21 protein-coding genes are annotated in these 20743 nt (G+C 63.4%); 12 read left to right on the top strand and 9 right to left on the bottom strand.

Annotated elements, in window-relative coordinates; translation table 11 throughout:
* Positions 1–54: 54 nt before the first annotated feature.
* The gene (locus E8F06_RS23915) at positions 55–1491 is read right to left on the bottom strand and encodes an aldehyde dehydrogenase family protein (RefSeq protein WP_280371708.1); all 1437 of its coding nucleotides are present in this window, start codon (positions 1489–1491) and stop codon (positions 55–57) included.
* A 318-nt stretch (positions 1492–1809) separates the two neighbouring features.
* On the opposite strand from E8F06_RS23915, the gene E8F06_RS23910 reads away from it, so the two are divergent.
* Positions 1810–3153: an MFS transporter gene (locus E8F06_RS23910; protein WP_179058852.1), complete on the top strand. Its 1344-nt coding sequence runs from the start codon at positions 1810–1812 to the stop codon at positions 3151–3153.
* A gap of 169 nt (positions 3154–3322) precedes the next feature.
* Here the strand turns inward: E8F06_RS23910 and E8F06_RS23905 are convergent, their stop codons facing one another.
* Complete coding sequence (locus tag E8F06_RS23905; RefSeq protein ID WP_280371706.1) at positions 3323–4219, bottom strand: LysR family transcriptional regulator; 897 nt, start codon at positions 4217–4219, stop codon at positions 3323–3325.
* Positions 4220–4371: 152 nt separating this feature from the next.
* Between E8F06_RS23905 and E8F06_RS23900 the strand changes: the two genes are divergently transcribed.
* Positions 4372–5172, top strand: coding sequence for a lipase family protein (locus E8F06_RS23900; protein WP_280371704.1), 801 nt, complete (start codon positions 4372–4374; stop codon positions 5170–5172).
* A gap of 7 nt (positions 5173–5179) precedes the next feature.
* Here E8F06_RS23900 and E8F06_RS23895 read toward each other — a convergent pair whose 3' ends face one another.
* Positions 5180–5869 carry an alpha/beta hydrolase gene (locus E8F06_RS23895; protein WP_280371702.1) on the bottom strand — a complete coding sequence of 230 codons (690 nt, stop codon included), beginning with the start codon at positions 5867–5869 and terminating at the stop codon, positions 5180–5182.
* A gap of 188 nt (positions 5870–6057) precedes the next feature.
* Between E8F06_RS23895 and E8F06_RS23890 the strand changes: the two genes are divergently transcribed.
* The gene (locus E8F06_RS23890; RefSeq protein ID WP_280371700.1) at positions 6058–6951 is read left to right on the top strand and encodes a hypothetical protein; all 894 of its coding nucleotides are present in this window, start codon (positions 6058–6060) and stop codon (positions 6949–6951) included.
* A gap of 6 nt (positions 6952–6957) precedes the next feature.
* Here the strand turns inward: E8F06_RS23890 and E8F06_RS23885 are convergent, their stop codons facing one another.
* The 3 genes from E8F06_RS23885 to E8F06_RS23875 form a co-directional block, all read right to left on the bottom strand.
* Complete coding sequence (locus tag E8F06_RS23885; RefSeq protein ID WP_280371698.1) at positions 6958–7857, bottom strand: bestrophin family protein; 900 nt, start codon at positions 7855–7857, stop codon at positions 6958–6960.
* Between the two features lie 197 nt (positions 7858–8054).
* Positions 8055–8534 carry a nuclear transport factor 2 family protein gene (locus tag E8F06_RS23880; RefSeq protein ID WP_190833631.1) on the bottom strand — a complete coding sequence of 160 codons (480 nt, stop codon included), beginning with the start codon at positions 8532–8534 and terminating at the stop codon, positions 8055–8057.
* A gap of 59 nt (positions 8535–8593) precedes the next feature.
* Positions 8594–9157: a TetR/AcrR family transcriptional regulator gene (locus tag E8F06_RS23875; protein ID WP_280371888.1), complete on the bottom strand. Its 564-nt coding sequence runs from the start codon at positions 9155–9157 to the stop codon at positions 8594–8596.
* 322 nt (positions 9158–9479) lie between these two features.
* Between E8F06_RS23875 and E8F06_RS23870 the strand changes: the two genes are divergently transcribed.
* The 5 genes from E8F06_RS23870 to E8F06_RS23850 are packed head-to-tail and all read left to right on the top strand — an operon-like array spanning position 9480 to position 14469.
* Positions 9480–10934, top strand: a complete 1455-nt coding sequence (locus tag E8F06_RS23870) for a c-type cytochrome (protein WP_280371696.1) — start codon at positions 9480–9482, stop codon at positions 10932–10934.
* Positions 10935–10969: 35 nt separating this feature from the next.
* A complete protein-coding gene (ctaD, locus tag E8F06_RS23865; protein WP_280371695.1) occupies positions 10970–12745 on the top strand; it encodes a cytochrome c oxidase subunit I in 1776 nt (591 codons plus the stop codon).
* Positions 12742–13431 carry a cytochrome c oxidase subunit 3 gene (locus E8F06_RS23860; protein WP_280371693.1) on the top strand — a complete coding sequence of 230 codons (690 nt, stop codon included), beginning with the start codon at positions 12742–12744 and terminating at the stop codon, positions 13429–13431. The genes ctaD and E8F06_RS23860 overlap by 4 nt, the downstream gene beginning before the upstream one ends.
* A gap of 4 nt (positions 13432–13435) precedes the next feature.
* Positions 13436–14134 (top strand): heme-copper oxidase subunit III family protein, encoded by a 699-nt coding sequence (locus E8F06_RS23855; protein ID WP_280371691.1) that lies wholly within the window; start codon positions 13436–13438, stop codon positions 14132–14134.
* 17 nt (positions 14135–14151) lie between these two features.
* The gene (locus E8F06_RS23850; protein ID WP_190833640.1) at positions 14152–14469 is read left to right on the top strand and encodes a cytochrome C oxidase subunit IV family protein; all 318 of its coding nucleotides are present in this window, start codon (positions 14152–14154) and stop codon (positions 14467–14469) included.
* A 168-nt stretch (positions 14470–14637) separates the two neighbouring features.
* Here the strand turns inward: E8F06_RS23850 and E8F06_RS23845 are convergent, their stop codons facing one another.
* Entirely contained in the window at positions 14638–15192 is a 555-nt protein-coding gene (locus E8F06_RS23845) for a magnesium transporter (RefSeq protein WP_280371687.1), read from the bottom strand.
* Between the two features lie 262 nt (positions 15193–15454).
* Here E8F06_RS23845 and E8F06_RS23840 point away from each other — a divergent pair, with 262 nt between their 5' ends.
* On the top strand, positions 15455–15796 hold the full coding sequence (locus E8F06_RS23840) for a hypothetical protein (protein WP_280371685.1): 342 nt from the start codon (positions 15455–15457) through the stop codon (positions 15794–15796).
* Positions 15797–15864: 68 nt separating this feature from the next.
* Here the strand turns inward: E8F06_RS23840 and grxC are convergent, their stop codons facing one another.
* Positions 15865–16119 carry a glutaredoxin 3 gene (gene grxC, locus E8F06_RS23835; protein ID WP_280371684.1) on the bottom strand — a complete coding sequence of 85 codons (255 nt, stop codon included), beginning with the start codon at positions 16117–16119 and terminating at the stop codon, positions 15865–15867.
* A 134-nt stretch (positions 16120–16253) separates the two neighbouring features.
* Here grxC and E8F06_RS23830 point away from each other — a divergent pair, with 134 nt between their 5' ends.
* The 3 genes from E8F06_RS23830 (at position 16254) to E8F06_RS23820 (ending at position 18813) form a co-directional block, all read left to right on the top strand.
* Positions 16254–17090, top strand: a complete 837-nt coding sequence (locus E8F06_RS23830; protein WP_280371682.1) for an AraC family transcriptional regulator — start codon at positions 16254–16256, stop codon at positions 17088–17090.
* 74 nt (positions 17091–17164) lie between these two features.
* On the top strand, positions 17165–18208 hold the full coding sequence (locus E8F06_RS23825; protein ID WP_280371680.1) for a sensor domain-containing diguanylate cyclase: 1044 nt from the start codon (positions 17165–17167) through the stop codon (positions 18206–18208).
* A gap of 173 nt (positions 18209–18381) precedes the next feature.
* Complete coding sequence (locus E8F06_RS23820; RefSeq protein ID WP_280371679.1) at positions 18382–18813, top strand: cupin domain-containing protein; 432 nt, start codon at positions 18382–18384, stop codon at positions 18811–18813.
* Positions 18814–18941: 128 nt separating this feature from the next.
* Here the strand turns inward: E8F06_RS23820 and sulP are convergent, their stop codons facing one another.
* Positions 18942–20702, bottom strand: coding sequence for a sulfate permease (gene sulP / locus E8F06_RS23815; RefSeq protein ID WP_280371677.1), 1761 nt, complete (start codon positions 20700–20702; stop codon positions 18942–18944).
* Positions 20703–20743 lie beyond the last annotated feature (41 nt).

The following is a 20743-nucleotide window of genomic DNA, read 5'->3' as shown; positions in this document are numbered from 1 at the left end:
CTGAAATAAAAGAAACCCCGCACGAGGCGGGGTTCTTCTTTTGGCGAGCCAGCTTCAGAGCCGGATGATCACCGACTTCAACTGGGTGTAGTGGGAAAGGGCGTCGATGCCTTGCTCGCGGCCATAGCCGCTTTGCTTGAAACCGCCGCACGGCGTCTGGACGAAGCCGCCGCTGTACTCGTTGACGACGATGCGCCCGGCTTCCAGGCCTGCCGCCATGCGATGCACGCGGCCGATGTCGCGGCTCCAGATGCCGGCGCCCAGGCCGAACTCGCTGTCATTGGCGATACGCAGGGCATCGGCCTCGTCCCTGAAGGGAATGACGCAGAGGATGGGGCCGAAGATTTCTTCCCGGGCCAGGGTCATGTCGTTGGTCACGCCGGTGTAGACGGTTGGCTCGATGTACCAGCCCTTGCCCAGGTTTTCGCCGCTGGCCACCTTGCCGCCGATGGCCGGTTTCAGGCCCTCGCGTTCGGCGATCTCGAAGTAGCTCTGGATCTTCTCGAACTGCGCCTTCGTGGTGATCGGCCCGGAGGTGGAGTGGAAGTCCGGACCGACACGCAGGGCGGCAACCTCGGCCACCAGCTTCTCGACGAAGCGGTCGTGGATGTTCTCATGCACCAGCAGGCGGGTACCGGCGCAGCACCATTGGCCGCTGTTCCAGGTAAAAGCGGTGGTGGCGCCCTTGGCGGCGGCGTCGAGGTCGGCGTCGTCGAAGACGATATTGGCCGACTTGCCACCCAGCTCCAGGGTCAACGGCAGGATGCGTTCGGCGGCGATGCGGCCCAGCTCCTGGCCCGCCGTGATGCCGCCGGTGAAGGAGATCTTGCGCATCAGCGGATGGCGCGCCATCACCGGGCCGATGACGCTGCCCTTGCCGACGATCACGTTGAACACACCGGCAGGCAGGCCGGCTTCTTCCACGGCAATGCGCGCCAGTTCCACCAGCGATGCGGAGGTGTGTTCAGAAGGCTTGGCGACCACGGTGTTGCCGGTGGCCAGGGCCGGGGCGATAGCCCGCGCGGCCTGATGCAGCGGGGCGTTCCAGGGCAGGATGGCGCCGATCACGCCGAATGGGTCGCGGCGGGTGTAGACGTGGTAGTTCGGGCCCTGGTTGATCACTTCCCCGTCCATGGCGTTGACCAGCCCGGCATAGAACTCAAAGTACTGCGCGGTGAGGTCCATGAGCGTGGCCATCTCGCGGCCGGGCTTGCCGGTCTCGGCGCTCTCCAGCTTGCCCAGGCGGTCTTCGCTACGGCGCACGATGCGCGCCAGCTCGATCAGGATGCGGCCACGTTCGGAAGGGCGCATGTCACGCCAGGCGGGCAGCGCGTCCTGGGCGGACTGGATGGCGAGCTCCACGTCCTCGGGGCCGCTGTTGGCGACTTCGCCCAGCTTCTCGCTGGTGCGCGGGTCGAATTTGTCGACGTAGCGACCACCAGCCGGCGCCAGGCAGCGTCCACCGATGTAGCTCTCAACTTTCAGGAACATGCTTCGAGTCTCCTCAGTTCAAGGCCCGGATCATGAGTGGGTGCAGTTCTTGTTTGTCGACCCGGGCGTTGGGGGCAGGTTGGGCATTCGGCGCTGTGCCTTCAAAGGAGTTTTCAGCTTCCGTGGTTTGAAAAAATATCAAGCGTCACCTGGCCTGCACCGGGCGCCGCCCCTGCGCTGTAGCTTGCGTTTAACTCAAGCGAACAGCGCGGAAATCTCGCTTCACCGGCCCTTCGTGGCGCTGCATCTTGCTCGCTAACCAGAAGAGAACGCCTTCGGGCGATCAACAACAAAAAGTGTGCTCACGGGAGCGATGCAATGCATAACGACAATAGTGCGATTGGTGGTCTCATGCCGGATATCAGCCCAGCCGCCACGGCCGCCGAAGGCCACAAACTGACGCGCACCGAGAAGAAGGCCATCGTGGCCGCCACGCTGGGCACCATAGTCGAGTACACCGACTGGGTGATCTACGCCACCTTCTCGTCCATCCTCGCCAAGCAGTTCTTCCCGGCGGGCAACAGCCTGACCGCGCTGCTCTCGGTGCTGGCCGTATTCGCCGTCGGTTTCCTCATGCGGCCCATCGGCGGCGCGGTGCTCGGCGTGTTCGCCGACCGCTACGGCCGCAAGAAGGGCCTGACCCTGTCGATCTTGCTGATGTCGGTGGCCTCGCTGGTGATCGGCCTCTGCCCCAACTACGAAAGCATCGGCATCGCGGCACCGATCATCCTGATTCTGGCGCGCCTGACCCAGGGCTTCTCCGCCGGTGGTGAGTTCGGTTCCGCGTCGGCCTTCCTGATCGAGTCCGCGCCCTCCAATCGTCGCGCCTTCGCTGGCTCCTGGCAGTGGTTCGCAATCAACGCCGGCACCCTGGTGTCCTTCCTGCTCGGCGTGGTGCTGGCTTCGGTGGGCAGTGATACGGCCCTGGAAGACTGGGGTTGGCGCGTGGCGTTCGTCATCGCTGCGCTGATGGGCGTGCTGACCCTCTGGATTCGTCTGTCGGTGAAGGAGACAGAGGTATTCAAGTCCCGCGTGGCGAAGGCGGCGGTCGAGAAACGTCCGATCCGCGACATCTTCACCAAGCACCGCAAGGACGTGCTGCGAGTGATCGGCGTGGCCATGGCGGGCAACCTGCTCAATTACGTGTGGATGGTGAGCTACCCCTCGCAGGTTCATCTGGTGACCGGCATGCCGATCCGCGAAACGCTGCTGGCCGGGGTCTTCGCCGTGGGTGTGTCGCTGCTGTTGCTGCCGCTGGCCGGGATGCTGGCTGACCGCATTGGTCGCCGGCCGATGCTGATCGCCTTCGCCGCCGCGTCGATCCTCTGGGCCTGGCCGAGTTTCGGCCTGCTGTACCAGGGCATCAGCCTGGCGGAAGTGGCCCTGCTGCAGACTGTCTCCATGGTGATCATGACCGGCTTCGGCGCCGCCTCGGCCGTGACCATGGCCGAGCAGTTCCCGGCTGAGGTGCGGGTCACCGGCATCGCCTTGCCCTATGCATTGTCGGTCACCCTGTTCGGCGGCACCTCGCCGTACATCATGACCGCCATCTCGGGCGCCGGTTACGGCCATCTGTTCTGGATCTACCTGGTGGCGGTGAGCCTGGTGAGCCTGGTGGTCTACATCCGCATGCCGGAAATGAAGGGCCAGCCGTTGCGCTGATCGGCGGATGTCATGTAGCCGTGTAGGGTGGACCACGTTTCACCGGTCCACCATCGGTGGCTGGGGTGGGATCGAATGGTGGAAATGAAAAGCGATTTCCACCCTACGGACTGATCGATCGATTTGCAGAAGGCCGAGCCTCCGGGCTCGGCCTCTCTGTTTCGCACCATCAGGATTGCCGCGCCGCCCGCGCGAACTCGATGAAGGCCTTGAGCACCGCCGGTACCTGGCGCCGGCTGGGGTAATAGAGGTGCAGGCCGGAGTAGTAGGGGCACCAGTCTTCCAGTACCTGCACGAGACGTCCTTCAGCGATGTACTCGGCCACCATCTCTTCGAACACGTAAGCCAGCCCAACGCCTTGCAACGCCGGGCCGACCATCAGACCGACGTCGCCGAGGGTGAGGGGGCCGTCCACTTCGATCTCCAGTTGCATGGCGCCGCGCTCGAATTCCCAGCGGTAGAAGTTGCCGCTGGGAAATCGATGGCGGATGCAGGGCAGACCGTGGAGGTCCTCGGGTTTGCGTGGCACGGGATGGTGTTCGAAGAAGTCCGGTGACGCCACCACCACCGAACGCATGTAGGGCCCGATGGGCAGGGACACCATATCGGCCTCCAGCCGCTCGCCGAAGCGCACGCCCGCGTCGTAGCCGGCGGAGACCACATCCACCAGCGCATCATCGGCGGAGACTTCCAGGGTCACATCCGGGTACGCCGCCAGAAAACGACTCGCCAGCGGCAGCAGTACCAGTTGCGCAGCAGCGCGGCCGGCACTGATGCGCAGGGTACCGGACGGCGTGTCGCGGAACTGGTTGAGGTCCTCCAGGGCGTCGTCGATATCGCGGAAGGCCGGTTTGATGCGGGCGTACAGGCGTTCGCCGGCCTCGGTGAGGGCGACGCTGCGGGTGGTGCGGTTGAACAGGCGCACCCCGAGTCGCTCTTCCAGGGCGCGCAGGGCGTGGCTGAGGGCTGAAGGGGAAAGCCCGAGTTCGACAGCCGCGCGGCTGAAGCTGAGGTGGGCGGCGATGCTGAGGAAGACGTTCAGGTCGGCGGCGGATACGGGCTTCATTACTGAATCCTGCTCTAGGATTCAGGCGATTCTAGTGATGGCTGCACAGGAGTAAAGGCGTTGCCGGTGGTCACCCTGTGCCAGGGCGCGGCTTTACGTCAGCCGGGCATCGACTAGAGTGGGTAGCCATTCCCACAGGCAAGGAGGCCATCATGCCCAGTCTTCCGATGTACTTCCCCTCTGCGTTTTCCCTTTCCCAGGCCCTGCAATGCGCCGACCTGGTGGAGGCGGCCTACGACCAGTACGAGCAATGGCTGCAACAGGACAAACCGCGCAAACCTTCGGACTTCAACTGGCAGGCGCCGAGCATGAGCGGGTGGAGTTTCTCCGCGCCGGTCTGGAGCATTCTCAGCGAGCTGAAATACATCAACGAGTCCGAGCCTTTCGGCTTTGCTGCCAGCGATCCCACGGGAGCGGTCTACCTGGTATTTCGTGGCACCGAATCGGCCCAGGATTGGGTGGATGACCTGGACGCCAAGCAGGCTGCCTATCCGTGGCAGCCGGGCGTCGGCCAGGTGCACGCGGGGTTCCTGAAGCTCTACACCTCCCTGCGCGATCAGGCCCTGCAAGCGCTGGATGGCCTTCAGCCCGGCGGCAATCTTTGGGTCTGCGGCCACAGCCTGGGCAGCGCGCTGTCCAGCCTGGCGGTGCTCGACCTGCACACCCAGTGGCCGGACCAGCCGCTGCAGCACTACAACTTCGCCAGCCCGCGAGTGGTCGACCCCAGCTTCGCCGCCTACTACAACGGCGTGAACATCCCCACCTACCGGGTGGTCAACGACAGCGACCTGGTGCCCGAAGTCCCGCCGGGCGTGACCGATTCCTGGGTCTACCAGCACCTGGGGCTGGCCGTGACCTTCACAGCCAGCTACTCCAGCTTTGCGGGTGACCACAGCATGGCGGACTGTTACCTCTATGCGATCAACAATCCCGATGCGCCGATGAATGGGTGAAGCGCGGCTACAGCGATTTCGCCGCTTCTTCGATCAACGCGAATATCTCCCCGGGCCGCGATGCCAGCGATGCGTGGCTGGCATCCAGGGTGATGGTTTTCCTCGCCTGGATGCGTTCGGCCATCCAGGCCTGGGTAGCAGGCGGGATCATGTGGTCGCCTGAGGACACCTGATACCAGCTGGGTTTGCCGCGCCAGGCCGGCGCTCCGGCCTTGTCTTCGAAGCAGCGCGCGGCAATGGGTTTCTGGGTGACCGCCATGACTTGGGCGTCCCGCTCGGGCAGGTCTGCGCAGAAGTTGGCGTGGAAGCTATCGCCCGCCAACCAGAGGAAGCCTTCCGGATCAGGGCGGATGCCGCCGGCGCCTTGCGGCGGTTCGGCTCGGGCGAAGATTCCGCCCAGGCTGTCACCTTCATCCGGCGCGAAGGCGGCCACGAATACCAGACCGACCACATTGGCCGCGTGTCCGGCTCCCGAGATCACCGCACCGCCATAGGAATGGCCCACCAACAACGTCGGTCCGCCGAGGGATTCGGCCAGCTTGCGGGTGCGCGCCACGTCGTCGGCCAGGGAGGTGAGCGGGTTCTGCACCGCGCGGACCGGGTATCCGGCGTCGAGCAGCAGGGGTATCAGGTAGCGCCAGTGCGAGGCATCGCCCCAGGCGCCGTGGACCAGCAGGATATTGGGCTTGGCAGGCATGGCAGGCGTCCTCGAAAAATGGGTTGGGCAATCGCCAAGCCTAGTCGGATGGGAAGCTGTTGCCGGCTTGCTGGCGACCAGCCGTCGGTGGCGTTGTTCTGATCCGTATTTCGCCCCCGACTCTGCCGCTGTTTTCGTCCGCGACCTGCTTCTAGAGTCCAGACTCCGCCGACCCAGGATGGAGTCCTATGTACAGCACACTCGCCACCCCCTTGGAACCCCACGTTTTTCAGTCACGCATCTACGCCGGGGAGATCCTGCGCTTCGAACGCTTGCCGGCCATGGCAGCGCTGGTGGCTTTCAGCCAGGAGCTGCTGGAGGCCCGGTTGCAGCCGTTCCGTCCGGAGGAGATTCATCTGCACCTGTCACACGCCGAGCAGGCGCGTTGGTTCGAACGATGCCAGCGGGAGTTCGCGACGTCGCCCGAGGTGCGCCGGCTGTGGTGTGAGTTGCTGGCAGGCATGGGCTTCGACCCGGATCGATTGGCCTGCGACCGCTTGCATCTGCGCTTCCAGCCTCACCAGGAGCCCGGTCAGCCGGTGCCCCGAGCGCGGACCACCGCCACCATTGCCTTCCACCGGGACACCTGGGGTTCCAATCTCTACAGCCAGACCAACTGGTGGGCGCCCATCTACCCGATCACGGAGGAGCGCACCTTCGCGATCTATCCCGGCCTGTGGCGCAAACCATTGCCGAACACCAGCGCGGGTTTCGACATGCAGGCGATCCTGCAGCGCTCCCATCGCGACGGGCGCAACTCGGTCGATGCCGATGAGGCCATTCCGCATCTGCTGGCGGAACCGGAGGAGCAGGGCGTGCCGGTGCTGATCGAGCCCGGTGAGCTGATCGCGTTCTCCGGTGCCCACGCTCACGCAGGCGTGGGCAACAGCAGCGGACTCACGCGGATCTCATTCGAGACCCGCACGCTGTTGATCCAGGATCTCAAGGACGGACGCGGGGCGCCCAATGTGGATGGACATGCACCCTGGATGACGCCTGGACTGTTTCGCCGCCTGAGCGACGGCAAGCGCCTGGATGAGCTGCTGGGCTGCTGGTTCATCGAGCCCTACGTGGCGCCCTGAGCAGCATCAGGTGAGGACATGGTCCACCGGTTCCAGCGGCGGCGGCAGGTCACGCTGACCGAGCGCATCGAGGATTTCCCGCTCCAGGGTGCGCACCATCGAGTCTGTGGCCAGGTCGTTCTCATCGCGTCCGAACGGGTCTTCAAGCTGATCGCCGATGGCATCCAGGCCGAAGAAGGTGTAGGCGACGATGATGGTGATGATCGGCGTCAGCCAGCCAAGGGTCCCGGCCATGGCGAAGGGCAGCAGCAGGCAGAAGATGTAGCTGGTGCGGTGGAGCAGCAGCGTATAGGGGAAGGGGAGCGGCGTGTTCTTGATCCGCTCGCAGGTGGCCTGGGCGCAGCTGAGGCCGGACAGGCGCGTTTCGAGCAAGGTGTAGCGCCACTCGTTGATCTGTCCCTGGCTGGCCAGTTGAGCGCATTGGCCGCCGATCCGCCGCAGCAGGCCGTCACTGGTGTTGATCCCATAGGCGTCAGGCGTGTCGCTCAGCCACGGTAGTGCGGCAGCCAGTTCATCTTCGCCGCGAAGTCGGGCATTGAGCGCGTGGGCGAATCCACACAGTTCGCGCAGCAGTGCTTCGCGCGCGTGCGCATCGTTGATGGCCACGCTCTGGCGGATGAAGGAACGGACTTCGATGATGATCTGTCCCCAGGCTTTTCGGCCCTCCCACCAACGGTCGTAGCACGCGTTGTTGCGAAAGCTGAGGAAGATCGACAACGCCAGCCCGAGCAGGGTGAAGGGCATGGCGTTGATCCTGGTGAACCAGCCTGGATGCAGGCGCTCGACGACCACGATGAGGCAGGAGAGCAGGGTGATCAGCAATGTGCGCAGGGCAATGTGCCGTGCGATGGAGCCCTTCAGCGCGGTGAGGATTATCAGCAGGTTGGGTTTGGGACGGACGATCATCGGATAGGGACGCCAGGCGATTCGTGAAGCGAAAGCTAAGGCTGCGGCGGGCGTTACGTCCAATCGCTATGGATGACCGGGTCATCGATGCTGTTTATCGGCGCGTGCGTGGAGTGAGGGATTCTGTGCAGCAGGCATAGACGGCATCGATGAAGAAACGCGGCACCTGTTGGGCGCCGCGTCCGCTAGCGGGGAGGTCAGAGACCCAGTTCGGACAGCCCCGGGTGATCGTCAGGGCGACGGCCCAGGGGCCAGCGGAACTTGCGCTCGGATTCCTTGATGGGCAGGTCGTTGATGCAGGCGTAGCGGTTGAACATCAGGCCGTTCTCGTCGAACTCCCAGTTCTCGTTGCCGTAGGAGCGGAACCAGTTGCCCGAGTCGTCATGCCATTCATAGGCATAACGCACGGCGATGCGGGTGTCGGAGTGGGCCCAGAGTTCCTTGATCAGCCGGTACTCGTGTTCCTTGGCCCACTTGCGGGTGAGGAAGGCCTTGGCTTCGGCGCGGTTGAAGGCGAACTCCGCGCGGTTGCGCCACTTGGTGTCCAGGGTATAGGCGAGCGAGACCTTCTCCGGATCGCGGCTGTTCCAGCCATCCTCGGCCAGGCGCACTTTCAGGATGGCCGAATCACGGGTGAAAGGTGGAAGCGGCGGACGAACTTCAGCGTTAGAGGACATGGATAGTCTCCAATACAGATAGAGGTTCAAAGTTTGAAGTTGCCCGCTCGATAACTTTCTTACTTCACCAGAAGAGTGCGCGCTACTTCCTTCGCACTATCTGCGGAAGTGAAATCACCGAGAACATGGGCAACGGTAATGGCTCCGTCGATCAGGACCAGTAACTGCCTGGCCAGGGCATCCGGATCGGCGGCGCCATATTGCTGGCAAATCTCCTGTACGAAACCGAGCAACTTCTCTTTGTGCTCTTTGGCAACCAGGCGGACAGGGTCCTGCGGATCACCCGTCTCACCTGCGGTATTGATGAAGGCGCAGCCCCGGAAGCCGCTCGACTCGAACCAGCCCTTGAGCACGCTGAAGATCTCCAGCAGTCGTGCCTCGGGCGTTTCGGCCCTTTCGACTTCGGTCCTGAACCAGTCCATCCAGCGCTCGTCGCGCTTTCTCAATACCTCTGCTACCAGTTCGTCCTTGGTTCCGAAGTATTTATAGATACTCTTCCTCGAAACACCTGAAGTCTTGACCAGGAGATCCATGCCAGTGGCGTGGATACCATTCCTGTAGATCAGGTCTTCGGTGGTTTCGAGAAGTCTTTCTCTGACATCGGAAGTTGATTTGCTGTCCATGTGAGAGATGGTAGAACGATCGTTCTCCACGAGCAAGCCTCTTTTCTGAAAAAGGTATGAACGGTCTTTTGATAGATGAAGGAAATGAGCTTATTGCGTTCATCTATCAGCGCCGGAGTGTAACCCAGTGCTCGACCAGAAATAGGTTTGGAAGGGCAGGCAGGTCTGCGCCAGCGACTATACTTGCCACCAACTTTGCCATTTGGGGGACAGGCACCGAACTTCCGGCACGACCGGAGGCCGGAATGTGAAGCACATGCACTGCCGATGACCGTCGCACGCCCCACCCGCGCACGAGCATCAGGAACGAGGCGACGGGAACATGGCGATTGCAATCATCTTGGCTCTCATCGTTGTCGTTTCCATCCTCTTTCATCTCCTGGCGCCCTGGCACCTGACCCCGGCCGCGTCCAATTGGGGCTCCATCGACACCACGCTATTCATCACCCTGGTCATCTGCGGCGTGTTCTTCGTTGCCATCGTCGGCTTCATGGTGGTGGCGATCATCCGTTTCCGACACCGCGAAGGCCGGCGTGCCCGCTACGAGCCGGAGAGCCGCAAGCTGGAGTTGTGGCTGATCGTCGCCACCTCGATCGGCATCATCGGCATGCTGGCGCCGGGGCTGGTGGTGTACAGCGATTTCGTCCACGTTCCCAAGGATGCCTACCCACTGGAGGTGGTCGCCCAGCAATGGCAGTGGGCCTTCCGCTTTCCCGGCCAGGACGGCCAGCTCGGCCGTGCCGACGTGAAGTGGGTCGACGCCGGCAACCCCCTCGGGCTGGACCCTGACGACCCGCTCGGCCAGGACGATGTGCTGATCCGCAGCAATGAGGTACGCCTGCCCCTGGACCGTCCGGTGAAGGTGCTGCTGCGCTCGAAGGATGTGCTGCACAACTTCTACATCCCGCAGATACGCGGAAAGATGGACATGGTCCCCGGCATGGTTTCGCACTTCTGGTTTACCCCGACGGTGGTCGGCCAGTACGAGATTCTCTGCGCCGAGTTCTGCGGAGTCGGGCACTTCAACATGCGCGGGATGATGCGGGTCGAGCCGGTGCAGGCCTTCGACCAGTGGCTGGCTGCGCAGCCCACCTTCGCCCAGACCCTGGCCAGCGCCAGTAAATCCGACCAGGGCGGCCTGGCCGAGAAGGGCCGACAACTGGCGGAAACCCACGGCTGTCGTGCCTGTCACAGCCAGGATGGAAGCGAGAGTCTCGGGCCGGGCTGGAAAGACCTCTACGGCCGCGAGGAAAAGATGGCGGACGGCAGCAGCGTGAAGGTGGATGACGCCTACCTGAAGGAGTCCATCCTCGACCCCCGCGCCCGGCTTGTGCAGGGCTTTCCGCCGGTGATGGTGCCCTATACTTTCACCCAGGATGAGCTGGCCGCCCTGGTCGCTTTCATCCAGTCGCTGAGCGCAGCCGGGCAGCCCGCGCAGGGCGTTTCCGGGGCGGGTGGCGATGCCGTGGAGCAGGGCCAGCAACTTGCCCAGTCTCTCGGTTGCCTGGCTTGCCACAGCCTCGACGGCAGCAAGGGCGTGGGCCCCAGCTGGCAAGGCCTGTATGGACACCGCGTGACCCTGGCCGATGGCAGCCAGGTCGAGGCGGACGACGCCTACCTCCAGGAGTCCGTACGGGCTCCCGCCGCCAAGCTCGTCCAGGGGTTCGCGCCGGTGATGCCGGCCTTCACCCCCAGCGACCAGGAACTGGCCGCACTGATCGCCTTCATCAAGTCCAGGGCGAATTCCGACGCCAAGAACCAGGAACAGGCGCCGTAAACCCAGAGGGACTCCGAATTTACGGAGGTAGTCCGATGGCCCATGTCGAGCACGCCGAAGCCGATGTCCTGCACGAGCCCAAGAGTTTCCTGACCCGCTACATCTGGAGCCAGGACCACAAGGTCATCGCCATCCAGTATTCGCTGACCGCGATCTTTGTCGGTCTGATCGCGCTGGTGCTGTCCGGCCTGATGCGCATGCAGATCGGATTCCCCGGCAGCCTGGAGTTCATGGACCCCAGCACCTACTACCAAGCGATGACCATGCACGGGATGATCATGGTGATCTACCTGCTCACGGCGCTGTTCCTCGGCGGTTTCGGCAATTACCTGATCCCGCTGATGGTGGGCGCGCGGGACATGGTCTTTCCCTACGTCAACATGCTCAGCTACTGGTTCTACCTGGTTTCGGTGCTGATCCTGCTGGCCAGTTTCTTCGTGCCGGGCGGGCCTACCGGCGCGGGCTGGACCCTCTATCCACCCCAGTCCATCACCCAGGGCACGCCGGGCACAGAGTGGGGCATCGTGCTGATGCTGGTGTCCCTGGCGGTGTTCATCGTCGCCGCCACCATGGGCGGCCTGAACTACGTGACCACCGTGCTGCAGGCGCGCACCCACGGCATGACGCTGTTCCGCATGCCGCTTTCGGTGTGGGGCATCTTCATGGCGACCATCCTCGCGCTGCTGGCCTTCCCGGCCTTGTTTGTCAGCGCGGTGATGATGCTCTTCGACCGGCTACTGGGGACCAGCTTCTTCATGCCGGCGCTGATCTCCATGGGGCAGCCGATGAACCACCAGGGCGGTAGCCCGATCCTGTTCCAGCACCTCTTCTGGTTCTTCGGCCACCCGGAGGTGTACATCGTCGCCTTGCCGGCGTTCGGGCTGGTCTCGGACCTGATCAGTACCCACGCCCGCAAGAACATCTTCGGCTACCGCATGATGGTCTGGGCGATCATCGCCATCGGCGTGCTCAGTTTCGTGGTCTGGGCGCACCACATGTACGTCAGCGGCATGAACCCGTACTTCGGCTTCTTCTTCGCCATCACCACCCTGGTGATCGCCGTGCCCACCGCCCTCAAGGTCTACAACTGGACCCTGACCCTCTGGCATGGCGACATCCACCTGACGGTGCCGATGCTCTTCGCCCTGGCCTTCATCGTCACCTTCCTGGTGGGAGGTCTGACCGGGCTGTTCCTCGGCAACGTGATCGTCGACATCCCGCTCTCGGACACCTACTTCGTGGTGGCGCACTTCCACATGGTGATGGGCGTGGCGCCGATCCTGGTGGTGTTCGGCTCCATCTACCACTGGTACCCGAAAATCACCGGGCGGATGCTTGACGACCGGATCGGCAAGCTGCACTTCTGGATCACCTTCCTCGGCACCTACGCCATCTACTTCCCCATGCACTACCTGGGGTTCCTCGGCATGCCGCGGCGTTACTACGCCTACCCGGACTATCAGTTCATCCCGCAATCGGCCCAGGACCTGAATGCCTTCATCACGGTGGCGGCGCTGATCGTCGGTGCGGCGCAGCTGCTGTTCCTCTTCAACCTGGCCTGGAGTCTGTTCAAGGGACGTCCCTCCGGGGGCAACCCGTGGAAGGCCACCAGCCTCGAATGGCAGACCCCAAACACGCCGCCAGTGCACGGCAATTGGGGCGAAAAACTGCCGGTGGTGCACCGCTGGGCCTATGACTACAGTGTGCCTGGCGTGGAGCAGGACTTCGTGCCGCAGACGGTTTCGGAAGAGGAACTGCAGAGCCTGCGCGAAGCCAATGGCAAGGCGACGACTACGGAGAAACGGCCATGAGCACGCAACTCTGGAAGCATGCCGACGGCGGTGGGACGGGCGGCTGGAATCCGGGTGAGGCTCAGCAGCCGGAAGCGCCCATTCAGGATCGTGACCGCACCGCCAGAATCGGCCTGGGTGTCTTCCTTGGCGTGGTGACGTCGCTGTTCCTGTTGTTCCTGCTGGCCTTCATCGCCCGTTCCCAGGTGTCGGACTGGCGCCCGCTGACCGATCCTCTGGCGCCCCTGGCCCATCCCTGGATGCTCTGGGTGAATACCGCGTTGCTGGGCATCGGCAGTGCCTGCCTGCAATGGGCCAAGGTGGCCATGGCCCGCGAGCGCATGGGCGACGCCACACTGGCATTCCTGCTCGGTGGCGTGTTCGCCCTGGCCTTCCTCGGTGGCCAGTTGTGGGTCTGGCAGCAGTTCGCCGCCTGGGGCTTCAAGGTGTCGGGGAACCCGGCCAACAGCTTCTTCTACCTGCTTACCGGCCTGCATGGCCTGCACCTGGCCGGCGGCCTGGTGGCCTGGGCGATGGTGGCCCGGCGCATGCTGCGCTTTGGGGCGGGTGAAAAGCTGCAGACCGGCATGGCGCTCTGTGCCTTCTACTGGCACTACCTGCTGGGGCTGTGGCTGGTGCTCTTCGCGGTGCTCACCAGCACGCCGGAAACCTACCAGGCCATCGCGGCCTTCTGCGGGCTGAGGTGATGCCATGGCCATCACGACACGGGAGACCCCGGCGGCAAATACATCACCCAATCCATCGCCCTGGCGCGCCATAGCGCAGGACTGGTCCTCGGATCGCGACGCCTTCAAGCAGGTGCCCTGGGGCAAGGCGATGATGTGGATCTTCCTGCTCAGCGACACCTTCATCTTCTCCTGCTTCCTCACCGGCTATATGTCGGTCCGTATCAGCACCACTGCCACCTGGCCGAACCCCAGCGAGGTCTTCGCGCTGACCATCGGTGGCGCGAGCATCCCGTTGATCCTCATCGCCATCATGACCTTCGTGCTCATCAGCAGCAGCGGCACCATGGCCATGGCGGTGAACTTCGCCTATCGCCGCGACCGCGTGCGTTGCGCGGCGTTGATGCTGGCCACTGCAGCCTTCGGCGCCACTTTCGTTAGCATGCAGGCCTTCGAGTGGAGCAAGCTGATCGCCGAAGGCGTGCGGCCCTGGGGTAACCCCATGGGGGCGGCGCAATTCGGTGCCTGTTTCTTCATGATCACCGGCTTCCACGGGTTGCACGTCTCGATTGGGGTGATCTATCTCAGCATTGTGGCGTTCAAGGTGCTGCGGGGGGATTACGAGAAGCGCGGGAACTACCAGATCGTCGAAATCGCCGGGCTCTACTGGCACTTCGTGGACTTGGTCTGGGTATTCATCTTCGCGTTCTTCTACCTGTGGTAGAGCAGGGGAGAGATGAGATGGCGCACGCGGAAGGTCAACAACACCCGATCAGCCTGTACCTCAAGATTTGGGGGCTGCTGTTCGTCCTCAGCACCCTGTCGTACCTGGTGGACTACTTCCACTTCACCGGGTACTTCCGCTGGTCGATGATCGTCATCCTGATGCTGCTGAAGGCAGGGCTGATCGTCTCGATCTTCATGCACATGGCCTGGGAGCGCCTGGCACTGGTCTACGCCATCCTGGTGCCGCCCTTGTGCCTGCTGGTGCTGGTGGGGCTGATGGTCGCCGAGGCGGACTACGTGTTCTTCAGCCGGGGAATGTTCCTGGGGCAGTAGGGCCGCGATCCATTCGCTATTGGTCAACGAAGCTGGCCCGTAGGGTGGATGGCGCTTTTTCCATCCACCGGCTCTGCGGTGTTGGGCCTCGTTCCTCGGACCAACCTACGGCAGGACGTGCGTGTGGATCATCCCTCTCCCTTGGGGGAGAGGGATGGGAGGGGTGGTTTAGATGGTGCGCTTGAACTGGTGCCAGCGATGCAGCCAGGCGACTATCCAGTGCGGTGAGGCCGAGCCCGTGCCGGCCAATTGCAGTTGCGGGTGGTGATTGATGACGCGGTCGAGGATGGATTCCTGGTCCGGGTCCACATCCACGAAGAAGATATGTTCACCTTCCTTCATCTTCTCCTTCAGGTTGCGGAAGTGCGCATTGGGCACCTGGATGCCGAAGAACCCGCCTTCCCAGATGCAGAACCCCAGCACCACGATGGCCAGGAACACAAACGGAACCCAGCCTGCCGGTGTCTCGGTCCAGCCCGCCAGCCAGGCTCCGAGGAGGATCAGGGCGGCAAGCGGTACACCGATCACCGCGCCGACTTCACCGGAGTGGACGACATCCTGCTTCATGAAGGAATTCACATCGTGGAGATGGTGCTGTTCCACATCGGCATCCTTGTCGCTCAGCACGTGGATCTGCTCGGTATTGATGCCGTTGGCCTCGAGTTCGGATTCGAGGGTTTCCAGGTCATCGAGGTTGTTGCTGATGTAGTAATGCCGATTCATGACACACCTCCGGATTCTTGTTCGAAGTGGTATGCCGTCTCCCGTAACAGCTGGGTTTATGCCTGCTGGTTATGTTGGAACCATGGGTGAAAATTCATGGTTCTTTCACTGGAAAATTATAGCATCTGAAACTTTTGTGAATGCCTGAAGCCCTTGCGGTACGCGGCTTTGGTCGATCACTGACGCATTCTCCCGGCGGGCTTTGTCTAAACTGCTGATTGAACATCTGGTGCGGCAACGCCCCATGTCAGGAGGTTGTCAGATGAATACCTTGACCATTAAAAGCTGGTGCAAACCCCAGGGTGCGGAAAAGTCCATTCCGATGGGGGAGCTGCACTTCCACGTCAACGACGCCGACCATTTGCGGCTCGAAGAAGCGGAGGAGCGACTGCAAAAGACCCATGAGCCGGACATGATGTTCGACGCCGACATGGAACACATGGAGCTGGTCACGCCGTCAGAGTGCGGCACGCTTTCGGACCTGCAATTCCGCGTCTACCTGAGCAAGGGCGACGAACGCGGCCACTTCCACCTGGTGGGGCATCGTGAGAGCGACGGCAGCCTGGTGTACACCAACTCGGTGATGATCGATCAGCTGGGCTAGGCAGAATCAGACCATTCTGCAGGGGTGAAAAAAGGCGGAGGTGAAGCAGCTTCACCTCCGCCGTGTCGTTAATGGGCCAGCAGTGCTGTCAATTCGCCCTGGCGCTCCAGCGCGGCCAGGTCGTCGAAGCCGCCGACGTGGCAATCGCCAATGAATATCTGTGGCACCGTGCGGCGCCCGGTCCTTTCCATCATCTCCAACAGCAGACGCGGGTCGGACTCGATATCGATCTCGGTGGCGGCCGCCCCCTTGCGTGCCAGCAGGGCCTTGGCGTTCCGGCAGTAAGGGCAGTGGCTGGTGGTGTACATCGTGACGGTGCTCATGGGGATTCTCCATCAGGTAGCGGGCTGGGGCTGCCGTTAAGGCCTGGAGGGAATGCTACGGAGATGAGCTGGTGCTTTGGATTCAAATCGTCCAAGTTATGCAACAGATCGTCTAAATGTATGAGGAGTGGCCCATGGACCGACTGTCAGCGCTGCTGGGGTACTTCAGCCTGCATGCCTCGACGTTCCAAAGCGGCAGGTTCTGCGGCGTCGCCTCGTACGGGGCAGACGAACCTCGTGGCTATGTGCATTTGCTGCGTTCCGGGCGCGCGACCCTGGATTCGGAAGAGGGCGGCAGCATTGGCATCGAAGTGCCGAGCCTGGTACTGATCGGCGGGCCCTTTGCCCACCGATTGACCGCCACCGAAGATGATCACGCCGATCTGGTGTGTGCCACCCTGGACTTCGACGGCGGAATCGACAACCCGCTGTCGCGGGCACTGCCGGCGCACATGCTGTTGCCCCTCGGCGCCGTGCCCAGCGTGAATGGCATCGTCGACTGGCTGTTCAGCGAGGCGTTCGGCGACGACTGCGGCAAGGAAGCCATCCTCAACCGGCTGTTCGAGCTGATGGTCATCCAGTTGCTGCGGCACCTGATGGATACCGGTGGCATTTCCAGCGGCATGCTGGCGGGGCTGGCGAATCCGCGCCTGGCGCGGGCGATCACCCAGATGCACGACAGCCCGGCCAAACCCTGGTCAGTGGCCGAGCTGGCCGAGGTAGCGAACATGTCGCGTGCCAGCTTCGCTGCGCAGTTCCGCGAGGTAGTGGGCATCACTCCGGCGGACTACCTGGTGAGCTGGCGCGTGAGCCTTGCGCAGAAGCGCCTGCGCGAGGGGCGCCCCATTGCCCTGATTGCCGACGAGGTGGGTTACGAGAGCCCGTCGGCCCTGGCGCGGGCCTTCCGCCGCAAGGTGGGCGCGAGCCCCAGGGAGTGGCTGAATCGGGGCGGACCTGAATTGTTTTCCTGAACCTGGTCGCTGTTCAGAGGGTCAGTGTTCTGATAACAATCCAACCCTTATCAGCCGGTTACCGAAGCCTCTGCATGGATCAGATACTTTCCTTCCTTTCCGAGACCGTTCCCAAGGCCCAGACCGTAGAGCAGCTCACGCGGCCGCTGCTGACTCTGCTTGGCAGGGTGACCGGCATGGAGTCGACCTACCTGACCACCATCGACACCGAGCAAGGCGTACAGCGTGTCGAGTACGCGCGCAACGTCGGTGAGATGGAGATTCCCGAGGGGCTGGTGGTGCCCTGGGCCGATACGCTGTGCAAGCGTGCCCTCGACGAGAACCGCCTGTACTCGGACGACGTTGCCGAATGCTGGGGCGACTCGGACGCCGCCAGGGCGCTCGGCATCAAGACCTATGTGAGTGCCCCGATCAAAGCCCACGATGGCCGCGTGCTGGGCACCGTCTGTGCCGCAAGCTCCGCCCAGGTCGCCCGCTCCCCGGAGGTCGAGCCCATCATGCGGCTGCTTTCCGGACTGGTGGGCTATCTGCTCGAACGGGAGATGCTGGTGGATCGCTTGCAGGAGGCGAACACCGAATTGGCCAAGCTGGCATTGACCGATGCCCTGACCGGACTGTCCAACCGACGCGCCATCCTGAGCGAACTGCCGCGCCTGCTCGCGCTGGCCAAGCGCGAGCAGAAGTACGTCCTGGTCGGCGTGATCGACCTGGATGGCTTCAAGCTCATCAATGACACCTACGGCCATCAGGCTGGCGACGAGTTCCTCAAGGGTGTTTCCGCTCAGTTGAAGGACAGCCTGCGTACCAGCGACGTGCTCGGGCGTTCCGGTGGGGATGAGTTCATCGTGGTCGCGCTTGGCTCGGCAATCGGGCAGCTGGACCCTTCGGCCGACATGCGCAATGCCGTCGACCTGTTGCAGGCACGGCTGACGAAGGCCACGGAAGGGCAGTACGACCTGGGTGAGGGAAGCGGGAGCATCCACTACCGTGGCGCCAGCGTCGGCGTGGTGGCGGTGCTGCCGGGAACCGTGGACGCGGAAGAAGCCATCAAGCTGGCGGACCACGAGATGTACGAGGTGAAGCAGCAGCGCAAGGGCGCCGGTTCACTGTCTCGCTGATCCGGGTGCATCGGGCCCTCTGGAGTCCTCCAGCGGGCCTTCCTTGTAAGTTCGTGTGTCGGTCTCGCGCTCTGACATGCGAGCTTGCAAAACCCACGGATTCCGACACAACGCCGGCAGATGCCGGGGATAGGGTGAAGCCTCCATCACTGCTCTAACGAGAGGCCCCGTCCATGTCGCATTCAGTTTTCATCACCACCGCTGCTGCCCTGCTTGCTTTCGCGGGTCTCGTGCAGGCCGGGGAGACCCAGCCGCAATCCGGGGCCGGCAAGGTGAGCTGGCAGAACGGAATTCACCGTACTGACCTGGCGCGCCACGACCTGGAGGTGCCCGGTTACGAAGCCATCCAGGCGCGTGTGGATATCGATCCGGGTGTGGCGTCCCCCAGGCACTCCCATCCGGGCGCGGAAGTCGCCCATGTGCTGTCCGGCACTTTCGAATACCAGCTGGAAGGCCGCGCGCCGATCGTGCTCAAGGCGGGTGACTCCCTGTTCATCCCCGCAGGCACGCCCCATGTGGCGAAGAACGTTGGCAGCGTCACCGCTTCCGAACTGGCGACCTACACGGTGAACAAGAGCCAGCCGCTGTTGAAACTGGAGGAGTGACGCTGTAGGGGCAGCCCTTCGGCCTGCTCAGCGATTGAAATCGCCCCCACAAGAGCGCAGGGCCAAGGCTCCGCGCTTCCTGTAGGGGCGAATTCATTCGCCAAGGGCAACGCAGTTGCCCCAGTCGCTCAAGGCGTCCAGTCCACCCCATGCTCTTCCAGATAGGCATCTACCGCCGCCCCGACGGTTGGCTGGAAGATCTCGTCGCCAGCGCCGATACGGGCAAGCACCTCCAGGTACCCGAGCTTGTCCTTCACCGGGTCTTTCATCTCGGCGAAGCGCAGTTCCACGCCGGCGCTTCGCAGGCTCTGTTCCAGTTCCACGAGCATGTCCGCCGAGGTCACGTCCACGCTGGTGACCGGCTCCGCGGCGATCACTATGCGGTTCACCTTGCCCGGCGCCTGGGCCACGGCGCCCAGCACGCAGTTCTGGAACAGCTCGGCGTTGGCGAAGAACAGCGGGGCATCCCAGCGGAACAACACCAGGCCGGGAACCACGCGGGCGTGGGGATAGCGACTGATGTCGTGATAGCCGCGAATGCCGTCGACCCGGCCCAGCACCGCGTAGTGAGGACGCCAGCCATCCCAGAGGAATTCGATCACCGCCACGACCACGGCCAGGCCAATCCCCGGGACGGCGCCCAGCACCGCCACACCGACGAAGCAGGTCATCGACAGCCAGAACTCCCATTGCTGGATGCGGTAGATGCGCTTGAGATCCTTGAACTCGAACAGGCCGATGGCGGCGGCGATCACCACGGCGGCCAATGCGCTGTTGGGCAGGTGCTGGAGCAGGTCAGGGGCGAGCAGCAGCAACAGGGAAACCCCCAGCGCGCCGAACACGCCGGTGAGTTGGGTCTTCGACCCGGCCGCTTCGGCCACCGGAGTGCGCGACGAGCTGCTGCTGATGGGGAACCCCTGGAAGAGCCCGGTGGCCAGGTTGGCGGCGCCGAGGCCGACCATTTCCTGGTTCCGGTCCACCGCCGTGCGGGTTTTGGCCGCATAGGTGCGGGACAGCACGCTGGTATCGGCGAAGGAAACGAGCGCCACGGCGATTCCGCCGACCAGGACGGTGACCAGGTCACCCGGATGCAGCCAGGGCACGGCGAAACCCGGAAGTCCCTGCGGCATCGCGCCCAGCACCTTGACGCCGTGGGTGGCGGAGAGATCCAGGCCGCCCACCACCAGGGTCGCGCCGATCACCGCAATGAGGATGCCCGGCACCCGCTCGAAGCGTTTCAGCAGCAGGATCACCACCAGCGTGCCGGCGCCCACGGCAAAGGACGCCCAGTTGGCCTGGTTGGCTAGCAACGCCTGGCCCAGTTCCCAGATATCGCGAAGTGGCCCCGCGCTGTCGACGGAAACGCCGAACAGCTTGGGCGTCTGGCTGATCAGGACGGTGAACGCGATGCCATTCATGTAGCCATAGCGGATCGGCTTGGACAGCAACTCGGTGATGAAGCCCAGGCGCAACAGGCCGGCGGCGATGCAGACCAGCCCGGAAACCAGGGCCATGGCGCTGGCCAGGGCGATGGCGCGCATCGGGTCGCCTCCCGACAGCTGCATCACCACGGCAAGGATGATGGCGGCCAGCGCCGAATCCGGGCCGAGCACGAGGATGCGGCTGGGGCCGAAGAGGGCGTAGGCCAGCAACGGCACGATGGTGGCGTACAGGCCATAGATGCCCGGCACGCCCGAAGCCTCGGCGTAGGCGATACCCACCGGCACCAGCATGGTAGTCAGGACCAGGCCCGCGACCAGGTCCCTGGGCAGCCAGGCCGGCTGGTATTCCTGCAACAGCTTCAGTCCGGGCAGCCAGCGCCGCCAACCCGATTGCCGCGTTGTGGCGAGGGTGGCTTGCGGAGGGAGATCGGACTGGGTGTTTTTCATCGGGGCTCCAAAGCGGTCAGGCGGGGTCAAGAAGATGGGCG

The organism is Pseudomonas sp. BN411 (assembly GCF_029871235.1).
GTDB lineage: Bacteria > Pseudomonadota > Gammaproteobacteria > Pseudomonadales > Pseudomonadaceae > Metapseudomonas.
The sequence above is the reverse complement of the archived record's forward strand: the minus strand, read 5'-3'. Positions and strand labels throughout refer to the sequence as shown.

Excerpts from the sequence above, each read along its gene's own strand:
- E8F06_RS23915 (WP_280371708.1), bottom strand. The coding sequence starts at position 1,491 with ATGTTCCTGAAAGTTGAGAGCTACATCGGTGGACGCTGCCTGGCGCCG.
- E8F06_RS23910 (WP_179058852.1), top strand. The coding sequence starts at position 1,810 with ATGCATAACGACAATAGTGCGATTGGTGGTCTCATGCCGGATATCAGC.
- E8F06_RS23905 (WP_280371706.1), bottom strand. The coding sequence starts at position 4,219 with ATGAAGCCCGTATCCGCCGCCGACCTGAACGTCTTCCTCAGCATCGCC.
- E8F06_RS23900 (WP_280371704.1), top strand. The coding sequence starts at position 4,372 with ATGCCCAGTCTTCCGATGTACTTCCCCTCTGCGTTTTCCCTTTCCCAG.
- E8F06_RS23895 (WP_280371702.1), bottom strand. The coding sequence starts at position 5,869 with ATGCCTGCCAAGCCCAATATCCTGCTGGTCCACGGCGCCTGGGGCGAT.
- E8F06_RS23890 (WP_280371700.1), top strand. The coding sequence starts at position 6,058 with ATGTACAGCACACTCGCCACCCCCTTGGAACCCCACGTTTTTCAGTCA.
- E8F06_RS23885 (WP_280371698.1), bottom strand. The coding sequence starts at position 7,857 with ATGATCGTCCGTCCCAAACCCAACCTGCTGATAATCCTCACCGCGCTG.
- E8F06_RS23880 (WP_190833631.1), bottom strand. The coding sequence starts at position 8,534 with ATGTCCTCTAACGCTGAAGTTCGTCCGCCGCTTCCACCTTTCACCCGT.
- E8F06_RS23875 (WP_280371888.1), bottom strand. The coding sequence starts at position 9,157 with ATGGACAGCAAATCAACTTCCGATGTCAGAGAAAGACTTCTCGAAACC.
- E8F06_RS23870 (WP_280371696.1), top strand. The coding sequence starts at position 9,480 with ATGGCGATTGCAATCATCTTGGCTCTCATCGTTGTCGTTTCCATCCTC.
- ctaD (WP_280371695.1), top strand. The coding sequence starts at position 10,970 with ATGGCCCATGTCGAGCACGCCGAAGCCGATGTCCTGCACGAGCCCAAG.
- E8F06_RS23860 (WP_280371693.1), top strand. The coding sequence starts at position 12,742 with ATGAGCACGCAACTCTGGAAGCATGCCGACGGCGGTGGGACGGGCGGC.
- E8F06_RS23855 (WP_280371691.1), top strand. The coding sequence starts at position 13,436 with ATGGCCATCACGACACGGGAGACCCCGGCGGCAAATACATCACCCAAT.
- E8F06_RS23850 (WP_190833640.1), top strand. The coding sequence starts at position 14,152 with ATGGCGCACGCGGAAGGTCAACAACACCCGATCAGCCTGTACCTCAAG.
- E8F06_RS23845 (WP_280371687.1), bottom strand. The coding sequence starts at position 15,192 with ATGAATCGGCATTACTACATCAGCAACAACCTCGATGACCTGGAAACC.
- E8F06_RS23840 (WP_280371685.1), top strand. The coding sequence starts at position 15,455 with ATGAATACCTTGACCATTAAAAGCTGGTGCAAACCCCAGGGTGCGGAA.
- grxC (WP_280371684.1), bottom strand. The coding sequence starts at position 16,119 with ATGAGCACCGTCACGATGTACACCACCAGCCACTGCCCTTACTGCCGG.
- E8F06_RS23830 (WP_280371682.1), top strand. The coding sequence starts at position 16,254 with ATGGACCGACTGTCAGCGCTGCTGGGGTACTTCAGCCTGCATGCCTCG.
- E8F06_RS23825 (WP_280371680.1), top strand. The coding sequence starts at position 17,165 with ATGGATCAGATACTTTCCTTCCTTTCCGAGACCGTTCCCAAGGCCCAG.
- E8F06_RS23820 (WP_280371679.1), top strand. The coding sequence starts at position 18,382 with ATGTCGCATTCAGTTTTCATCACCACCGCTGCTGCCCTGCTTGCTTTC.
- sulP (WP_280371677.1), bottom strand. The coding sequence starts at position 20,702 with ATGAAAAACACCCAGTCCGATCTCCCTCCGCAAGCCACCCTCGCCACA.